Origin of the sequence: Pseudomonas sp. DE0157, assembly GCF_007678615.1 — a bacterium.
Taxonomy (GTDB): Bacteria; Pseudomonadota; Gammaproteobacteria; order Pseudomonadales; family Pseudomonadaceae; genus Aquipseudomonas; species Aquipseudomonas parafulva_B.
Window position 1 is genome coordinate 222,007 of sequence record NZ_VEJN01000006.1, and the last position, 16,472, is coordinate 238,478.

At 61.2% G+C, this 16,472-nt stretch carries 15 protein-coding genes; 5 read left to right on the forward strand and 10 right to left on the reverse strand.

Features of this window, described 5'->3' with window-relative positions; genetic code table 11:
• Positions 1-9: 9 nt before the first annotated feature.
• Positions 10-696 carry an ABC transporter ATP-binding protein gene (locus FS777_RS10470; RefSeq protein ID WP_145255350.1) on the forward strand — a complete coding sequence of 229 codons (687 nt, stop codon included), beginning with the start codon at positions 10-12 and terminating at the stop codon, positions 694-696.
• Complete coding sequence (locus FS777_RS10475; RefSeq protein WP_145255353.1) at positions 693-3,200, forward strand: ABC transporter permease; 2,508 nt, start codon at positions 693-695, stop codon at positions 3,198-3,200. The genes FS777_RS10470 and FS777_RS10475 overlap by 4 nt, the downstream gene beginning before the upstream one ends.
• Before the next feature lie 50 nt (positions 3,201-3,250).
• Here FS777_RS10475 and msrA read toward each other — a convergent pair whose 3' ends face one another.
• The 9 genes from msrA to FS777_RS10520 form a co-directional block, all read right to left on the reverse strand.
• Positions 3,251-3,718: a peptide-methionine (S)-S-oxide reductase MsrA gene (gene msrA, locus FS777_RS10480; RefSeq protein ID WP_145255356.1), complete on the reverse strand. Its 468-nt coding sequence runs from the start codon at positions 3,716-3,718 to the stop codon at positions 3,251-3,253.
• The gene (locus FS777_RS10485) at positions 3,715-4,635 is read right to left on the reverse strand and encodes a homocysteine S-methyltransferase family protein (RefSeq protein WP_145255359.1); all 921 of its coding nucleotides are present in this window, start codon (positions 4,633-4,635) and stop codon (positions 3,715-3,717) included. Before FS777_RS10485 ends, msrA begins: the two co-directional genes overlap by 4 nt.
• Positions 4,632-5,678, reverse strand: a complete 1,047-nt coding sequence (locus tag FS777_RS10490; RefSeq protein ID WP_058637402.1) for a glycine betaine ABC transporter substrate-binding protein — start codon at positions 5,676-5,678, stop codon at positions 4,632-4,634. Before FS777_RS10490 ends, FS777_RS10485 begins: the two co-directional genes overlap by 4 nt.
• 17 nt (positions 5,679-5,695) lie before the next feature.
• Positions 5,696-7,726: an ATP-binding cassette domain-containing protein gene (locus FS777_RS10495; RefSeq protein WP_256675165.1), complete on the reverse strand. Its 2,031-nt coding sequence runs from the start codon at positions 7,724-7,726 to the stop codon at positions 5,696-5,698.
• A 434-nt stretch (positions 7,727-8,160) separates the two neighbouring features.
• On the reverse strand, positions 8,161-8,853 hold the full coding sequence (locus tag FS777_RS10500; RefSeq protein ID WP_078478792.1) for an IclR family transcriptional regulator: 693 nt from the start codon (positions 8,851-8,853) through the stop codon (positions 8,161-8,163).
• A 192-nt stretch (positions 8,854-9,045) separates the two neighbouring features.
• A complete protein-coding gene (locus FS777_RS10505) occupies positions 9,046-10,068 on the reverse strand; it encodes an amidohydrolase (RefSeq protein WP_078478793.1) in 1,023 nt (340 codons plus the stop codon).
• An 83-nt stretch (positions 10,069-10,151) separates the two neighbouring features.
• Complete coding sequence (locus tag FS777_RS10510) at positions 10,152-11,024, reverse strand: ABC transporter permease (RefSeq protein ID WP_145255362.1); 873 nt, start codon at positions 11,022-11,024, stop codon at positions 10,152-10,154.
• Positions 11,017-11,832, reverse strand: coding sequence for an ABC transporter ATP-binding protein (locus FS777_RS10515; RefSeq protein WP_145255365.1), 816 nt, complete (start codon positions 11,830-11,832; stop codon positions 11,017-11,019). The genes FS777_RS10510 and FS777_RS10515 overlap by 8 nt, the downstream gene beginning before the upstream one ends.
• Complete coding sequence (locus FS777_RS10520; RefSeq protein ID WP_078478795.1) at positions 11,832-12,863, reverse strand: ABC transporter substrate-binding protein; 1,032 nt, start codon at positions 12,861-12,863, stop codon at positions 11,832-11,834. The genes FS777_RS10515 and FS777_RS10520 overlap by 1 nt, the downstream gene beginning before the upstream one ends.
• A gap of 203 nt (positions 12,864-13,066) precedes the next feature.
• Here FS777_RS10520 and FS777_RS10525 point away from each other — a divergent pair, with 203 nt between their 5' ends.
• From FS777_RS10525 to greB, 3 genes are all read left to right on the forward strand, one after another.
• Positions 13,067-13,987: an SMP-30/gluconolactonase/LRE family protein gene (locus FS777_RS10525; protein WP_058637407.1), complete on the forward strand. Its 921-nt coding sequence runs from the start codon at positions 13,067-13,069 to the stop codon at positions 13,985-13,987.
• Between the two features lie 44 nt (positions 13,988-14,031).
• Positions 14,032-15,366 (forward strand): MFS transporter, encoded by a 1,335-nt coding sequence (locus FS777_RS10530; RefSeq protein ID WP_058637408.1) that lies wholly within the window; start codon positions 14,032-14,034, stop codon positions 15,364-15,366.
• A 215-nt stretch (positions 15,367-15,581) separates the two neighbouring features.
• Complete coding sequence (greB, locus tag FS777_RS10535; protein ID WP_058603791.1) at positions 15,582-16,085, forward strand: transcription elongation factor GreB; 504 nt, start codon at positions 15,582-15,584, stop codon at positions 16,083-16,085.
• 32 nt (positions 16,086-16,117) lie between these two features.
• On the opposite strand, the gene FS777_RS10540 is transcribed toward greB, so the two are convergent.
• Entirely contained in the window at positions 16,118-16,426 is a 309-nt protein-coding gene (locus FS777_RS10540) for a hypothetical protein (protein WP_058637409.1), read from the reverse strand.
• Between the last annotated feature and the right edge of the window lie 46 nt (positions 16,427-16,472).

Consider the following 16,472-nt stretch of genomic DNA (forward strand, 5'->3'; position numbering starts at 1 on the left):
GGATTCTCCATGGGCCCCAGCATGCTCGTTGCGCAGCACCTTAGCAAAGTGGTCACCAGCGCGGAAGGTGAACTCACCATCCTGCACCCCATGTCGCTGGCGCTGGCCGCAGGGGACAGCCTTGCCATCGTCGGCGCCTCAGGTTCAGGCAAATCGACCCTGCTTGGGCTGCTGGCCGGGCTCGATCAGCCCAGCCAAGGTTCGGTGACGCTCGCCGGGCACGACCTAGGCGTGCTCGATGAGGACCAGCGGGCCCGCATCCGGGCCGAGCACGTGGGCTTTGTGTTCCAGTCGTTCCAGCTGCTCGACAGCCTCAATGCGCTGGAAAACGTGATGTTGCCGTTGGAACTGCATGGTCGCGCAGACGCGCGCGATCACGCGCGCACCTTGCTCGAACGCGTAGGGTTAGGGCAACGGCTTACCCATACGCCGCGGCAACTGTCGGGCGGTGAGCAACAGCGGGTGGCTCTTGCCCGTGCTTTTGCTGCTCAGCCCGCCGTACTGTTTGCCGACGAACCGACGGGCAACCTCGACAGCCATACCGGCGAGCGCATCAGCGACCTGCTGTTCGAACTGAATCAGGAGCGCGGCACCACCTTGATCCTGGTGACCCATGACGAGCGGCTGGCTCGCCGTTGCCACCGCCATATCCGCCTGGATGCGGGCCAGTTGGTCAGCCCCTTGGAGGCCGGATGAAGGGCATGCCGGCGGCGCGCCTGCTGGGGCTGGCCTGGCGACAGCTGCTGCGCGATCTTCGGGCCAGCGAAGTGCGGGTATTGTTCTTTTCGCTCCTGGTCGCCGTGGCGGCCAGTACCGCCATCGGGTATTTCGGCGCCCGGCTCAATGCCGCCATGCAATTGCGCGCCACTGAGTTCCTGGGCGCTGACCTGGTACTGCAGGGCAGCGCCCCAGCCGCGGCGCCACAGATTGCAATCGGCGAGGCTTTGGGGCTGCATCACGCGCAGGTGGTCGAGTTCACCAGCGTGGTGGGCGCAGATAACGGTATCCAGCTCGCGGGGGTCAAGGCCGCCGATACCGCCTACCCATTGCGCGGCCAGGTGCGCAGCGCCGCCGAGCCTTATGCCGAGGAAAAGCCAGGCGGTGGGCCGGCAGCCGGCGAGGTGTGGGTAGAGCCACGGCTGCTGGCGGCATTGGGCATGAACATCGGCGACAGCATCGATGTGGGCATGAAGACCCTGCGCATGAGCCGCGTGCTGACCTATGAACCGGACCGGGCAAACAACTTCTATAGCTTGACCCCACGGGTGATGATGAACCTGGCGGACCTGCCAGCGACCGGCGTGGTGCAACCCGGCAGCCGCGTGACATACCGTGACCTGTGGAGCGGCCCTGCCGAGGCATTGGCGCAATACCGCGCCAGCGTCGAGAACACGCTTTCGGCCAGCCAGCGGTTGCGCGACACCCGCGATGGCAACCAGCAGATCGGCGGCGCATTGGGCAAAGCCGAGCGTTACCTGAACCTGGCCAGCCTCGTTGCAGTATTGCTGGCCGGTGTCGCCGTGGCGCTGTCTGCCAGTCGCTATGCCGCCAGGCGCCTGGACGCCAGCGCCCTGCTGCGTTGCCTGGGCCTGTCGCGGCGCCAGGCGCTGCTTCTGTACAGCCTGCAGCTGGCCATGCTCGGGCTTGCAGCTGCGATCGTTGGCGCCGCAGTGGGCTGGCTTGCGCAGCTGGGTTTGTTCAAGCTGCTGCACGGATTACTGCCCAGCGACGTACCGCCAGGGAGCCTGTGGCCGGCCTTGGCTGGCGTCGCCACGGGGCTGGTCGCGCTGGCAGGCTTTGCTCTGCCGCCGATTGCAGCCTTGGGTAAAGTGCCCCCGTTGCGGGTGCTGCGTCGTGACCTGCTCCCTGTACCTCCCAGTAGCTGGCTGGTCTACGGTGCAGCCCTGTTCGCCCTGGGGCTTATCATGTGGCGATTGAGCCTTGACCTGCTGCTCACCTTCGCACTCCTGGCAGGCGGCCTGGCGGCAGCCCTGGTGCTGGGCGGGTTGCTGTGGCTGGGTTTGCGCAGCCTGCGTCGACTCCTGTCAGGGGCGCCGCTGGCCTGGCGCCTGGGGCTGGGGCAGTTGCTTCGCCACCCCACGGCCGCCGCCGGGCAGGCCTTGGCTTTCGGGCTGATCCTGCTCGCCATGGGCCTGGTCGCGCTGCTGCGTGCGGAGCTGCTCGACACTTGGCAGGCACAGCTGCCTGAAGATGCCCCGAATCATTTCGCACTCAATATTCTGCCTGACGACCAGGACCGCTTCGCCCAACAGCTCAAACAGATCAACGCCGCTGCGGCTCCCCTGTACCCAGTCACACCTGGGCGGCTGATCAAGATCAACCAGCAGCCGGTCCAACAGATCGTCACGAAGGACTCTGCAGGCGAACGCGCCGTACAACGGGACCTGAGCCTGACATGGGCGGCGCAGTTGCCTGACGGCAATCAATTGACCGGTGGTCATTGGTGGCAAGGATCACCAAGCGATGACGATGTACCTGGCGTATCGGTGGAGGCCCAGCTCGCCGAAAGCCTTCAGCTGAAACTGGGGGACAGGCTCACGTTCGATATTGGGGGCCAGCAGCGCCAGGCCAAGGTGACCAGTCTGCGCAGCGTTCACTGGGACAGCTTTCAGCCCAATTTCTACATGATCTTCCAACCCGGTACGTTGCAAGGGCTGCCTACCACCTATCTGACGAGTTTTTACCTCGCACCCGGGCATGATCAGGAAATCGTCGCCCTGTCACGCGCATTTCCTGCGGTGACCATCCTTCAGGTCGATGCATTGCTCGCCCAGCTACGCAGCATACTTGCTCAGGTCACGCTGGCTGTAGAGTACGTGCTGCTGTTCGTACTGGCCGCAGGAATGGCCGTTTTGTTCGCAGGCCTTCAAGCCACCTTGGATGAGCGCATTCGTCAAGGTGCACTGTTGCGTGCCCTGGGGGCCCAACGCCAATTGCTGACCAGGACACGGCGCATCGAATTCGGCTTGCTGGGTGCACTGAGCGGTTTGCTGGCGGCGCTGGGGTGCGAACTGATCACCTTCGTCTTGTATCACTACGCTTTCGCACTGCCGTGGAGCCTGCACCCGTGGTTGCTGCTGATGCCCGTTGCAGGCGCGCTACTGGTCGGCTGCGCGGGTGTGCTCGGCACTCGCCGCGCACTTAACGCCTCACCGCTGGCGGTCCTGCGTGAAGGGTGAAGCGAGGACGGTTCTGCGTGACGCAGGACCGTCTTGGCGACATGCCAGGCTTACAGCGAGCAGCTGCCCAGGCCGTGCTTCTCCAAATACCGCTGCTGGTCCTGGTCAGCCAACTGAAAGTCACCCAATGGCAAGATGACGGTCGCCACTGGCTTGCTCAGTTTCCCTGAGGCCTCCAAGTAGTGCTTGGCGGCTTGTGCCAATTCAGCCTGAGCAAGGTTACTCACGAAAAGCGCAGAGCGATATTTGACGCCAATATCCGTGCCCTGACGGTCGACCGACGTAGGATCATGCAGCGCCCAGAAATGCCCCACCAGTTGGCTGTACGACGTCAGGCCTGGATCGAAGTCGACCTGGACCACCTCGATCATGTCAGCCTCCCCTTGGGCCGATCGCGCAAAGCCCACTCGGCTGTCTACTACACCCGGCAAAGCCCGGAAGGCCGATTCGGCGCCCCAGAAGCAGCCCGCACCAAAAGTCGCCTGCTCCACACGTTGCTGTGGTTGTCTGTCCGTCATGAGGTGATGCCCTCTGGCTCAATCGCGAAGTGTCTATGAAGTTGTTCGATATGTTCAGGGCCGATACCACAGCACCCGCCTATGATCGTGGCGCCTGCGGCGACCCAGATTCTGGCCCAGTCCAGGTAGGGCTCAGGCCCGAGGTCTGCACGGATGTCCAGTAACGTAGTGTTGGCCTCGGCCTCTTGCGACACAGGCGGGAAAGCGTTGGCATAAACCCCCAGCTCCACACGCTGCTCAATACCGCCAAGGACGGCCTGAGCCTGCTCCAACGCAGCCCCCATGACCTCAGGCTGACTGCAATTGAACAGCACTGACTTGGCTCCGACCGAGAGGGCGCAGCGCACGCCATCAGCCACCGACTCCCCTGAACGCAAACGTGGCGCGTGATCGGCATCATCGATCAGCGTATAGGACACCCACAGCGGCTTGGAACGCTCACCCAGCGCCTGGGCAGCGGCCTGCACTTCGGCCGTTGAGCTTTGCGTTTCAGCCAGCCATACGTCTACATGCTCTTGCAGCCCTGCAATCAGCTCCTGATGGATGGCCACAGAAGCCTGATGGTCGAACAGGTCGGGTCGATAAGACCCGAGCGCCGGCGGCAGCGAGCCGGCGACGCGTACAGGGACAGCGCTTTGCGAAGCCGCTTGGCGAGCAAGCCGCCCTGCGCGATCGGCAAGCGCTCGCCCCTGCTCGGCGAAGCGCGTCTGGCCTAGGTGAAAAGGCACCACAGCATAACTGTTGGTCGTCACGACCCGCGCGCCGGCCCTTATGAACGCCTCGTGCGCCTGGAGCACGTGCTCTGGGGACTCGATCAGCGCGAGCGCTGACCATTCCGGTTGCCTGAAAGGCGCTCCGCTGCGCTTGAGTTCCCGCCCCATTCCGCCGTCAAGCAGGTGAATCGGACTCTGGCTCATTGGGCTTGGCCCTGTGCGGGAGCTGCGGCCAGCCATTGATCGACGGTGGCCTGATGATCCTGGATCCAAGCTTTGGCTGCGACATCAGCAGGTACCTGTTCCTTTTCGATCTTCAGTATCAACGCATTGAGATCGCTGGGGTCAATGGCGAAATTGTGCAGGAACGCTGCGACCTTCGGCGCGCGTTTTTGCAGCCCAGCGGATGCAAGCACATAGACCTTGGCATCGGGGAACGCGCAGGTGATCTTGCTCTTGTTCAGCCAATCGGCGTCTACTGTAGGGCTTATGAACTTCCAGCATCCATCGGCCTTGTAAAGCGGGTCACCCTTCTTGTTGTCCTGGGCATAGCCGTCAAACGCCGGCTCTTCCAGGCGCCGCAGGTCGAATGCCGAAAACACCCAATCGGGCGTGTAGGCGTAGAACACCACACCGCGCTGCGCTTTGTAGGCTGACGCCAGCTTGGCGTACGTCACCGAGGCCTCGGTCGAGATCGCTTCGAACTTGTCGGCAAAGCCGTAATCCTTGGCCTTGATCTGGCCAATGTAGGTGGACTCCCAACCCGCAGGGCCCACCAGCAATTGCGCCTGGCCACCGCCCAACGGCTCGAACAGCTTGGCCACTTCAGGCTTGTTGAGATCGTAGATGGACTTGACGCCGTATTTGTCCTGCAGGTAACCCGGGATGTAGAAGCCCTGAACACCGCTGTAGGGATGGGCATTGGGTACCAAGGACTTGGTCCCACCGCTGACGTACTTGGCCCAGGCCGCCGACTGGTTCGGCAGCCAGATGTCGGTCAGCACGTCAACCGAGCCATCCCCTTTTGCCGCAGCGCTCAATAGCACAGGCACATCGCCTGCCAGGTAAGAAACTTCGCCATCCAGACGGCTCTGAATGACTTCGCCCAGGATGTGTTGAATGGCAATCGCGCCGGTCCAGTTCTGCTCACCGATGACGATCGATTCCTTCGCCGATGCTGCTGCAGGCAAGATAAGGGAAACCAGCAGTGCGGCGGTCCCCAGTTTGCTGGGCAGGTGTCTGTTCATGTGGGTTCTCGCTGTGTTCAGGTACGAAGAGGGTCTTGCTGGCGCAAGCTCGATTGAATGATCCGGTCGGGTATGAGCGCGCACAGCACTATCGCCACGCCTGCCAGCACGCCCTCCCCGCCTTTGATGTTGCGCAGCGCAGTCATGACGTCGTAGCCCAGCCCACCAGCGCCGATCAGCGCGGCGACCACGACCATCGACAGGCTCATGACGATGGTCTGATTGATACCCAGCAACAGTGACCGGCGTGCCAACGGCAACTCCACCTTGAGCAGCGCTTGCCAAGGGCTTGCGCCATGGGCGAGCGCTGCCTCGACGGTTTCCTTGGGTACTTCCTGGATGCCCAGCGATGTCAGACGGATCATCGGCGCCAGGGCGAAAACCACCGTGGCGATCACGGCCGGGGTCTTGCCTACCGAGAAAAAGGCCACTGCAGGGATCAGATAAACGAACGTTGGCAGCGTTTGCATCACATCCAGTAGCGGTGTGACCAGCCGTCGCACCCGCGCGCGCTTGGCCAGCAGGATCCCGGTCGGAACGCCGATGAGCAATGCAATCAATACCGAAGAGCCGACCAGCGCCAAGGTGGAGACAGTGCGCTCCCAGAAGCCGAACAGACCGATGTACAAGACTGCCGCAGTGCTGGTCAGCGCAAGCGTCGTTCCAGCCGAGCGCCAAGCCAGAAGTACCAGCGCCAAGGCAGGAACGGGCCAAGGCAGCCAGCCCAGCCCACTCTCGATACCGTCGATGACGCCGCGTACGATGTAGATGACCCCGATGAAAGCACGCTCGAAGTTCACCTGCGACCATGCGATGAACTGGTCGATGCTCTGGGCCACCTGCAACATCAGCTGGCGGTCAGCCGGAAACTGCTGCAAAACGTGACCTGTCTCGGGTGCAAACACACGCCAGATCACCAGCACCTGACTCACCATCAGTACTGCAAGCGGCACCGCCCAGCCTGACTCGGAGAGCGACACCGGTTGGCGACTCAACGAGGCCGCTATGATTCGGTTCGTCACGAATACGGCCAGGGCCGCCAGGGCTGCCAACGTCGATGAACCGACGATGCTCTGGGCCAATACCGCAAGCGCTGCGAGTTCAGTGGCCAAGCAGAGCCAGAAGGCGCCGCCTCTGCCGGCGGCGGCCAGCGCCGCAGGCCCCATCAACAGGGCTTGCCAGCGGCCAACGACGGTGCGGCCAGGCATTGCTCGGGGGTTTTCTTTCGGAGCCGCAGGGGCGACGGAACGTGCGCGCGGCATGACCTTGGTGTGGTCCTGAAAGAAGTCGGCCACTTCGCTGTCGGCCGGTGCTTCCAGCAATTGCGCTGGGGTACCGACCTGAACGAGGCGACCTTGGCGCATGATCGCGATCCTATCACCCAGGCGCAGGGCCTCTGCGGGGTCATGCGTAACCAACAAGGTGGTAATACCGCGCTCACGGACTAACGCCATGAAGTGATTTTGCAGGTCTCGTCGAATGGTAGGATCGAGCGCGCTGAAGGGCTCGTCCATCAGCAGGATGTCCGGTTCGCTCACCAAAGCCCGCGCCAGGCCGACCCGCTGCTGCATGCCGCCGGACAGCTGGTGGGGATAATGCTCGGCCCAGCCCTCCAGCCCGACTGCGCGTAGCTGCACCTTGGCCGCTGCATGACGAACCGCTTCTGGGGTACCCCGCAATTCCAATGGTAATGCGATATTGTCCAGTACGGTGCGGTGGGGTAACAGCCCGAAGTGCTGGAAGACCATGCCGATACGCCGGGACCGCAACGCTCGCAGCGCCCTTGCGTCCAGGTCGCCGATGGCCTGACCATCGACCAGGACTTCGCCACTGGAGGGCTTTATCAGGCGGTTGATGTGCCGAAGTAACGTGGACTTTCCGCTGCCGGATGTGCCCATCAAGCACAGCACCTCTCCCCGCCGCACTTCCAAGTTGACCTGATCGACAGCGGGCAACACGGATGCGCCGCCAGGATAGGCCTTGGTAACGCCCCTGAACTCAAGGACGGCATCGACGCCACGCCCTCTGTCGTTGTCAGGACGAGCGATAACGTGGCGAGACGGAAGGGACTTCTCGGCCAAGGCACTCTGATTGATTGTCACGGGGGACTCCGAGCATGAAACCACTGTTGCAAGCAGGCGCTGGCTTCAGGGGGTGAGATGGATTAAGCCGCTAGCCTGCGACCTGAATGATCGAGCGGCTGCAAGCTGATCGGCGAACGCAGCGAATCGCGCCGATCGAGTTAAATCTAATCGATCTTAAAAATCTTTTATAAATATCTTTTTGGAATTAGCTTAGGCGCAGGCCCAGGCTTGCGCCAAGCCTATTTGCGTTGGTTGCAAGCGCACCCAATGGGAAGGTCGCCAAGCGTGACGTGCCTGGCGCTTGAAGGGTCGAGAAGCCTCGCAGATCACCAGGCTTTCGAATCAAGACCGCGCATTGTTCAACGGCGGTAAACGGCTACCTGAAGAGGCATTGAAGACTAGGCGGCCTTGCAACCGAGGCTGCGCATCAGATCGCGGGTTGCGTCGAGAAAGACGTCGTTGATCGCCTCGACACACTCTGGCGTCAAGCGGCTTGAAGGGCCTGACAGCACCAATGCACCGACCAATTCATCACCTGCCCCGTAGACGGGAAAGGCTACCGAAGCCGCATGCGGGTCCGTGGCCCCCATCGAGAAGAACGGCTGCTGCATGGTGATGCCGCTGGCAAACGGTGTGCGCAATGCCTGGGCGCCGGCAGCATCGTCCATCGGACGCATATCGCCAGGTTGAACGTGCATGCGTAGACGATGGGGGGAATTCACCCGGTACTGACACATGCGGTAGGCCCCGTGGCGCACGTAGAACGACGCCGTTTCACCCGTACGCTCGGCCAGAAGGTGCAGCCTGGGCATCACGTGCCGCTCCAGATCGATACCCTCTTCGTACACGGCGTTAAGTCGCATCACTTCACTGGCCAGTTGATAGCGACCGTCGGCCATGCGGTTGACATAGCCGTGATTCTCAAGCGAAACCATCAGGCGCATGATGGTACTTTTGATCAGCCCGGTGCGCTCGACAAGCTCGACCAGCGTCAGCGCCGTGTCCCCCACCTGAAACGCAGAAAGCACCGTCAGCACGCGGTCGGCCGAAGCCACTCCATTAACCGCTGGACGCGGCCGGACATTTACCATCGAAAGTTCCTCACCTGTGAATGATGCAAGTCATTGGCGGCATTGAAAGCGTCCATTATCTGGCAATGCCCCGACGACCGCCATCACAGCTGACCACGTCGGTTGCAATGTTGCGAATTCTGCATCGAAGGAACGCCGGCTGAACGAGCCCATCTGGTTGGGAGCTGGCCTGCAATCAGGTGAATCAACCGCTCAGCTCATGAGCTGATAGGTCTCACGGGCAGTCCCGCTGAACAGCCGATTCTTTTCAGGTTCGGTAAAGTCTGTCACTACACGCTTGAACGCGTTCCACAACACGTCGTAGCCGAACATGCCCTTGTCCACCGGGAAGTTGCTTTCGAACATGCAACGCTCCACGCCGAAGCAATCTATGGCATGCAACAGATAGGGTCGCCATTGCTCCGCCAGGATGACCGAGCTTGGCGGTTTTAGGGCAAGGTGGTAGTCGAACCCCGCGACTTTCATACCCAACCCCCCTAGCTTCAGTCGCACATTCGGACATTGCGCCAACCGGCAAAGACCTGCTGACCACTGCATGAACACCGCATCGCGTTGACCGACGTATGGGCCAGCCCCCAGCGGCCCGCCGAGGTGATCAACGACGATCAGCAGGTCGGGAAAGGCTCGGGCGACCTCAAGCACTTCATCGAGCTGGGTGTGGTAAGCCCAGACATCCAGTACCAGCCCACGCTGTTGAAGCTGAGCAACACCTCGGTGAAACGCAGGTTCCAGAAGCACGCCGGGAGGTGGCGGCTTGGGGTTGGAAATCAGCCTCGGATCGGCATGCCAGGCAGTGGTGTTGCGAATACCGCGCAGGCGCGTCCCAGCACGGGCCAGCATCTCGTCGAGCACCGGCGCTACCGCATCGCCAAGCGACAGATTGGCGCCTGCCACAATGGCCGCACATAGCCGCAAGTCCTGCAGCAGGCCGCTGGCACTGTAGGCAGCGACACCGTTGACGTATTCCACCTCACCTACCGGCTGGAAGGCCTCTGGACGATCGACAGCCAGCATCGAGCGGCACTGCACGTAAATGGAACCCACCACCCGATGACCACACGCCAGGTCGGCCAGGTAGTCTTCGGCAAGGTAGCGCTGGCCGGGGCGGTCCCACAGGTGGTGGTGAGCGTCGATGATGACGCGCTCAGGCTCCAGGGCGGCTTCGCGCCACTGGGCAAGCCACTGCGGCCGCACGGGGGCGTGGGGTGTTTGCATGTTCATCTCCTGTTCGCCGCACCGATATCCCTCCATGCCATCCGCTGGGGCTGGCATGAAGGGGCATCGATGCGGTGAAGCACTTAGCCCTGCATGCCCCAGCGGCGCACGGTGACAAGTTCGATGCTGCGAAATACCAGTCCTTCGACCACCAATCCGATGACGATGACCATCAGCAAACCGGCAAAGACGTTAGGCGTTTCCAACGCGTTGCGGTGCTGGAAGACATACCAGCCCAGGCCTCCGGAATTACCGGACACCCCGAATACCAGCTCGGCGGCGATCAGGGTGCGCCAGGCAAACGCCCAGCCGATTTTCAGTCCCGCCAGAATGGACGGTACAGCAGCGGGGATGAGAATACGCGTGACCAGGCGCAAGCCGCGCAAGCCATAGTTACGCCCTGCCATGCGTTGGGTCTGGCTGACAGATTGAAAACCGGAATAGGTATTGAGCGAGACGGCCCACAGTACCGAATGCACAATCACCAGCATGAGGCTCTGTATGCCCAAACCGAACCACAGCATGGCCAGGGGCAGGATCGCAATGGCTGGCAGCGGGTTGAACATCGCAGTGAGTGTCGCCAGTACGTCCGTGCCCAAGCGGGTCGACACGGCCAGTGAGGTCAGGATCGCTGCCAAACCGATGGCCACGGCATAGCTCATCAAAAGTACCTTGAGTGAGCTGAACACGGCCTGGGGCAGTACACCATTGAGCAGGTCCCCAACCATCGCCACTACGGTCTCGCTGAAGGCTGGGAACATCAGCGGGTTGTCCAGATAACGGGCATAGAGTTCCCATATCAGGGCCAACATCACCAGCACCAACGCCCGGCGTATCCCGGTATGAGCGAGAACACGCTCTACCAGCCCCAGTTGCCGAGCGATGTCCCCTACCTGTCCCGGTGGCACCGGTGCATACTCCACATCGGCGCGTGGCTGGATCGAAGGCTTATCCATGGGCTGTCTCCGTGTGGCCGAAAAGCATATGGCTGATACGCTGGTGCAGTTGAGCGAACAGCTCGCTGCCCTGGTCGGCGAAGCCAAATGCGCTGGCATCGAGTTCTGCGCGTACCTGCCCAGGGTGTGGCGTCAGGACCAGGATTCTTGTACCCAGAACAATGGCCTCGTCGATCGAGTGGGTCACGAACATCAGGGTGAACGGTGCTTGCTCCCACAGTTCCAGCAGCTCTTGCTGCATGCGGCGTCGGGTCAACGCATCAAGCGCGGCGAAGGGTTCATCCATCAACAGCATCGCAGGCTCCATTGCCAGCGCTCGGGCGATGGCAACCCGCTGCTTCATCCCGCCTGACAACTGGTGCGGATAAGCATCCTTGAATTTTTCAAGGCCCACCTTGGCGGCGGCACGCGCCGCGCGTTCGGTAATTTCGGTGCGTGGAAATCGCCTTGTCATCTGCATCGGGAACATGATGTTGGCCATTACCGTCTTCCATGGCATCAACTGATCGAACTCCTGGAAAACCATCATGCGATCAGGGCCAGGCTCCCGGATTACCTGTCGATCCAGGCAGATCTGGCCTGCCACGGGTTCGATAAATCCTGCGACGCTCTTGAGCAGGCTCGATTTGCCGCAGCCTGATGGCCCCAGCAGGACAAAGCGGTCATTGCGCTGTACGTCAAAAGAGACCTGGTGAGTCGCGGTGATCAATTGGTCACGGGTCTTGTACTGCAACGTCACGTTATCCACGCAAAGCACCGCACGGGTCTTTGCCTGTGAGGGGGCGGCGATGGGAGATAACAGACTCATCAGCTCCCCTCCCCATCAGCGACCGGTGCGAAGAAAACCGACTGCCAGTTGTCCGGGGCTTTTTTCAAGGCCCCCGAACGCACCATGAACTCGGCCAAGGCCATGACGCCGCTCGGCTGCACGGACCACTCACCGCTGACCTGGCGCAGCATGTCTTCGACCTGATCGAGCGACAGACTGGACGGCTCGCTGGCCAGGAACAGCTCTGCGGCTTTGCGTGGTTCCTTGCGGATATACGCATTGGCTTCGTTGATCGCCGCTACTACCGCGGCACTCAGTTGGGGGTTGTTCTTGACGAAGCGCCCTGTGCTGGTCAGGACACCGCTGGTCATACGCTTGTCGAGCTCACTCGAGAAGTCGAACAACTTGCTTACTCGAGGGTCCTGGGCCAGTTGATAGCTGTACGGATTGGGCCCGATATAGCCCTTGATCCCAGCCTTGTTGAGCAGGCTGGACATTGCATCGGGGTGAGGCAGGCTCACCATCAAGTGATCGAGCTTGTGTATTTGATCAGGGCCAAACTGTCGCTGCGCAGCCATCTGCAGCAACAATGCCTGCTGGCCACTGGGAGAGCTGACGGCGATCTTGTCATCGGCTTTGAAATCGGCGAGTGACTTGATCGCAGGGTCATTCACGAACAGCGCGTTGTCCCCTGCCACCAGTGCGCACAACGCTCGCACATCCAACGATCGACGCGTCTTTTCCCAGGCGATCAGCGTGCCTGACAAACCATAACCACCGATATCGACGTTGCCACTGATCAGCGCGTCATTGATCGCTGGCGCACCACTGATGCGCTTGATCTCGAAAGAGGCTTGCGGCTGACCATGGGCCTGGGCTTGCTGACGGAACAAGCCCAGTTTGTCAGCAACGGTGACTGGCAAGTAGGCGTAGCCGTACTGGATCGCCAGGGTTACGCGGTCTTGCTCGGCCAGTGCGGGGCTGCCGAGCGCGCCTAGGGCCAAGACCCATGAAAAGGCCTTCAAGGGCCGCGTCAGGCGACGACTCAAACGCAATGAGCGCTTCTGCATAGCAATCTCCAGTTGTTTTTATTTTGGAACGCCATTTCCTTTAGAGAAACTCATAAACGGTACAACCATGTCAAGCGTGAAAATCACGGATCAAGCCTCTCGCATTTTTTCAAATCATGATTTATTTTGAAATGACGTTGCATTAAAAACATAAAACCCAACGATCCTGTCCTTTTGTGCCCTCAGCGGCCAGGAGCCTGAGCATGAGCTTTTTCGCTGCCCCACCGACTGTCGAGACCACCGTTTTCACGCGCCTGCCCGATCATTTCCGAAGCCCACGGCCTACCGCCTGGGCCAACGCCAATCGCCAGGGTCGGGCCATCGATTCGTTCCTTGAAGGCCCTTCGTTTGATCGATCAGGTCGGCTTTACGTGACGGACATACCCAACGGCCGAATTTTCCGCATCTCACCTCAAGGCGAGTGGGAATTGGTGTGCCAGTACGACGGCTGGCCCAATGGCCTGAAAATCCATCAGGACGGACGAATCTTCATCACGGACTACAAGCGCGGGCTCATGGTGCTCGACCCGCACTCCGGGACCATCGAACCGCTGCTCGATTCGGCCGGTTCTGAAGGGTTCAAGGGCGTCAACGACCTCGTGTTTGCGCCCAACGGCGACCTGTACTTTACCGACCAAGGCCAGACTGGCTTACAGGACCCCACCGGACGGGTCTACAAACTCGATGCCCAAGGCAATCTGAGCTGCCTGCTCAACACTGTTCCCAGCCCCAATGGCATCGTCTATGACCCCAATCTGAACCACCTGCTGATAGCGGTCACCCGCGCTCAGCAAATTTGGCGCATCCCGCTGGGCAACGGTTCGATGATCGGCAAAGTTGGCGTCTTCGCGCAGCTCCACGGTGGGCTCGGGGGCCCGGACGGTCTGGCCCTGGACGCCCAGAGCAATCTGTACATCGCCCATACCGGGTTCGGCTCGGTGTGGAAGCTGTCCAGGGTCGCCGAGCCCCTGCAACGCATCGTCTCCTGCGCAGGTATCAGCAACACCAACCTGGCATTTGGTGGCGACGATGGCCAGACGCTGTTCATCACCGAATCCGAGACCGGCAGCATCCTGCAGGTCCGTACCCACACACCAGGATTGCCGATGTTCTCCCACAGCTGAACGCGCCTGTCAGCGCACACCACAACTACAAAAAGAGTGACGACATGACTTACGAAAACCCTAGCGCACAAGCGCCGCTCAGTGACGCCGAGGGTGAACGCCTGATGCGCCGGATCCTCTGGCGCCTGGTGCCATTCATCTTCATCTGCTACGTGATCAGCTACCTCGACCGCACGAACGTGGGGTTCGCCGCCATCAGCATGAATCAGGACCTGGGCCTGACAGCGACGATGTTCGGTTGGGCGGCGGGCCTGTTCTTCTTCGGCTATTTCATGTTTGAAATCCCCAGCAACCTACTGATGCAGCGCTTTGGCGCGCGGGTATGGATCGCACGGATCATGATCACCTGGGGTCTGATCTCGATGGCCACCGCATTCGCCACCGGGCCCATCAGCTTCAGCATCGCACGGTTCCTTCTGGGGCTGGCCGAAGCAGGCTTCACCCCTGGGGTCTACCTGTATTTCACCTACTGGTTCCCAGGCAAGTGGCGGGCCAAGGCCACGGCGGCGTTCCTGCTGGGCATCCCTGTGGCCAACATTGTCGGCTCACCGTTGTCGGGTTGGCTGATGGAGCAGCACGGTGTCTGGGGGCTCAAGAACTGGCAGCTGCTGCTGGTGACCGAGTCAATGCCGGCAGTGCTGCTGGGCATTGCCTGCCTGTTCGTGTTGGTCGACACCCCGGCCAAGGCCAAGTGGCTCAAGCCCCGGGAGAAAGCCTGGCTCACTCAGCGCCTGGCTCAGGAGCAACAAGCGATAGGTGCATCCCACGGCACGACCCTGCGCGCTGCACTGACCAATCCGAAGGTGTTTACGCTGGCTGCGATCAATTTCTGCTGCATCGTGGGCTCCATTGGCATCGGCCTGTGGCTTCCACAAATCATCAAGAGCCTGGGTATTTCCAGCGGGACCGTAGGTTTCGTGGTAGCACTGCCTTACCTGCTGGGTGCAGCGGCCATGACCCTATGGGCACGCCTGGCCAACCGCAGCGAGCACCGTCTTCCGTACGTCGCCAGCGCGCTCGCTTTTGCGGCCTTGGCATTGGTGGGCGCAGCGTTGATTGAGCAGCCGGTGATGAAGATCGCCTGCTTGTGCATGGCGGTCTCCGGGATTTTGTCTTTCCAGGCGACCTTCTGGGCCATTCCATCGACCATTCTGACTGGCCGTGCGGCCGCTGGCGGCCTGGCCATGATCGTCTCGATCGGCAATCTCGGCGGGTTCACCGGCCCATTCCTGATTGGCCTGATCAAAGATGCCACGCAAAGCTTCACGCTGCCTTTCTTCGCGGTTGCATCGATTCTTTTGATCGGTACCTGCCTGATGCTGTGGCTGGGTGATCCTGCCAAGCGCCAGACGCCACAAGGCCACGGCCAAACGGCCTGATGCCCAGGAGCTGCGCCCTGACCGCCCCCGTCCGCAGTAAGCGGACGGAGGCTCTGCCGGCCCAAGCCATCGCCCCTTCTTCCAACCACAGTACCCAGTGCTTGTACATGGCGCTGCTGGGCGGTTAACGTCTGTAGCCTCCCGGCTACCCTGCGCCGCCTCCCCGTGCGCGCAGCGACCCTGTCGGCCAGGTTCGAATACGGAAAAAGGCACACATGGCGACTGACCTCATCACCGAAGCAGGCTACCAAGCCCTTAAAGATGAACTGGACTGGCTTTGGCGCGATGAGCGACCGGAGATCACGCGCAAAGTGACCTGGGCAGCGTCCCTAGGCGATCGAAGTGAAAATGCGGACTACCAGTACAACAAGAAACGGTTGAGGGAAATCGACCGGCGTGTGCGCTACCTTAGAAAGCGCATCGAGAACCTGCGCGTGGTGCCCTACTCGCCCGCGCAGGAAGGAAAAGTGTTCTTTGGGGCGTGGGTAACCATCGCCAACGAGGAGGACGAAAGCAAGCGGTTCCGAATCGTCGGCGCGGATGAAATCTACGACCGCAAGGACTTCATTTCCATCGATTCACCGATGGCCCGGGCCTGCATAGGCAAATGCGTCGGGGACGAGATCACGGTGCGCACGCCAACGGGGGAAGCCTACTGGGACGTCACCGACATTCAATACGACGCACACGAAACCGCGCCCCGGTTCGTCAAACCCTGATTCTTTTGCACCGCCGCGGGACGGCAGGCTTTTCAGCGTGCCGTGATCAGGCCTTGGCGTGCGATACGGACCAGGTGGCCGATCACTTCGGCCGAGGCCTCGGGCGCGGGTGCTTGAATTACGGCAAGGTCGAACCGGTCATCGGCATACTGGGCGAAATGCTCACCGGTCTCGGCGAACTGAATCAGGAATGCGCGGGCCTGGCCCCTTCGACGGGACAAACCTTCGAGGTGGCGCAAAAGTGTGGGCTGGTGCGGCCCCCCAAGCAGGATGCGCGGGGTACGCGATGCCTGACTGACAGGCAGAGGGCTTAGACAGACGCTGGTACGTGGGCAACTCATGGTGCATTCTCCGCCTCGCCAATCTCGCTGGGCAGCGGTGGGAGGC

What these genes read in the sequence shown, in the direction of transcription:
- FS777_RS10470 (WP_145255350.1), top strand. Translation starts at nt 10, where the DNA reads ATGGGCCCCAGCATGCTCGTTGCGCAGCACCTTAGCAAAGTGGTCACC.
- FS777_RS10475 (WP_145255353.1), top strand. Translation starts at nt 693, where the DNA reads ATGAAGGGCATGCCGGCGGCGCGCCTGCTGGGGCTGGCCTGGCGACAG.
- msrA (WP_145255356.1), bottom strand. Translation starts at nt 3,718, where the DNA reads ATGACGGACAGACAACCACAGCAACGTGTGGAGCAGGCGACTTTTGGT.
- FS777_RS10485 (WP_145255359.1), bottom strand. Translation starts at nt 4,635, where the DNA reads ATGAGCCAGAGTCCGATTCACCTGCTTGACGGCGGAATGGGGCGGGAA.
- FS777_RS10490 (WP_058637402.1), bottom strand. Translation starts at nt 5,678, where the DNA reads ATGAACAGACACCTGCCCAGCAAACTGGGGACCGCCGCACTGCTGGTT.
- FS777_RS10500 (WP_078478792.1), bottom strand. Translation starts at nt 8,853, where the DNA reads ATGGTAAATGTCCGGCCGCGTCCAGCGGTTAATGGAGTGGCTTCGGCC.
- FS777_RS10505 (WP_078478793.1), bottom strand. Translation starts at nt 10,068, where the DNA reads ATGCAAACACCCCACGCCCCCGTGCGGCCGCAGTGGCTTGCCCAGTGG.
- FS777_RS10510 (WP_145255362.1), bottom strand. Translation starts at nt 11,024, where the DNA reads ATGGATAAGCCTTCGATCCAGCCACGCGCCGATGTGGAGTATGCACCG.
- FS777_RS10515 (WP_145255365.1), bottom strand. Translation starts at nt 11,832, where the DNA reads ATGAGTCTGTTATCTCCCATCGCCGCCCCCTCACAGGCAAAGACCCGT.
- FS777_RS10520 (WP_078478795.1), bottom strand. Translation starts at nt 12,863, where the DNA reads ATGCAGAAGCGCTCATTGCGTTTGAGTCGTCGCCTGACGCGGCCCTTG.
- FS777_RS10525 (WP_058637407.1), top strand. Translation starts at nt 13,067, where the DNA reads ATGAGCTTTTTCGCTGCCCCACCGACTGTCGAGACCACCGTTTTCACG.
- FS777_RS10530 (WP_058637408.1), top strand. Translation starts at nt 14,032, where the DNA reads ATGACTTACGAAAACCCTAGCGCACAAGCGCCGCTCAGTGACGCCGAG.
- greB (WP_058603791.1), top strand. Translation starts at nt 15,582, where the DNA reads ATGGCGACTGACCTCATCACCGAAGCAGGCTACCAAGCCCTTAAAGAT.
- FS777_RS10540 (WP_058637409.1), bottom strand. Translation starts at nt 16,426, where the DNA reads ATGAGTTGCCCACGTACCAGCGTCTGTCTAAGCCCTCTGCCTGTCAGT.